The organism is Dietzia sp. DQ11-71 (genome assembly GCF_014144995.1).
Classification (GTDB): Bacteria; Actinomycetota; Actinomycetes; order Mycobacteriales; family Mycobacteriaceae; genus Dietzia; species Dietzia kunjamensis.
Window position 1 is genome coordinate 1 of record NZ_JAALDT010000520.1, and the last position, 1,183, is coordinate 1,183.

1 protein-coding gene is annotated in these 1,183 nt (G+C 68.2%); it reads left to right on the plus strand.

Annotated features, from left to right (window positions below; genetic code table 11):
- The coding region (locus G6023_RS15520) for a Mu transposase domain-containing protein (RefSeq protein WP_182636382.1) at positions 1-1,068 on the plus strand (1,068 nt) is incomplete at its 5' end.
- Positions 1,069-1,183: the final 115 nt, after the last annotated feature.

Sequence of the window (1,183 nt, forward strand, 5' to 3'; positions counted from 1 at the left end):
TTCGAGTACTTCGGCGGCGCGGCGCAGGTGATCGTCCCGGACAACGCCTCGACGGCGTCGACCCAGATCGCCCGCGGTGACCGGGCCCGCGAGGTCAACCGTGAGTACCGGGACTTCCTCGAGTACCACCAGACCGCCGCCGTGCCCACTCGGCCGGTGCACCCGACGGACAAGGGCAACGTCGAGGCCGGGGTGAAGGTGGTGACGAACTGGGTGATCGGACGGCTGGCCGATCGGCGGTTCGCTAGCCTGGATGATGCGAACGAGGCGATCGCCGCCGAGGTCGAGGCGATCAACGACCGGACCCCGTTCCGCGGCCAGAAGACCAGCCGCCGGGAGCTGTTCACCGAGCACGAGCAGTCGGAACTGTTCGACCTTCCCGAGGCCCGCTGGCAGCCAGTCATCTGGAAGAAGTCCAAGGTCAACAGGGATTACCACGTGGAGATCGCCACGGTGAAGTACTCGGTGCCCCACACCTTCGCCGGCCAGCACGTCGATGTGAAGATCACCGGTCCCACGCTCACGGTCATGGCTGGCGGGGAGGTCATCGCCTCCCATGCCGTCTCCGGTAGGCGGCACGCCTTCGTCACCGATCCCGACCATGTTCCCGCGCAGCATCTGCAGTCATCGGACCTGTGGTCGCGGGCGTATTTCGTGCGCCAGGCCCACAAGATCGGACCGCACACCGTGGCCGCGATCAGTGAGGTCCTGGATCGCCAGCGGATCGAGGCTCAGGGCTACCGTTCGTGCCAGAACATCCTCGCCCTGGCCCGCGGGGACAACAAGATGCTGCTCGAGCGGGCCTGTGGCCAACTCGTCTCCGAGACCTCCCGCCGGGCGATCAGCTACACCGCCGTCAAGCAGCAGCTGGCGGCCCTGAGGACCCAGGCCGCCGCCCGGCCCACCACCACGCAGCCGGCGGTGGCGGCTACGACGGACCGGCTGGAGCCGCCGCCGGATCGGCGAGATACCACCGGGGCGCATCTGGCCGGGCCCGAGCAGTTCAGCCTCGCCGTCCTCACCGGAGGCCCGAGCAGCGGCACTGCGGGGCAGGAGGAGCTGCAGTGACTGATCGTCATCTCACCGACGCCGACATGCCGCTGTTCACGCAGCTGCGGATGACCGCGTTCGGCCAGACCGTCATTGACCTGGCCAACGATCCCGCCTGCGACGAGTGGACCTT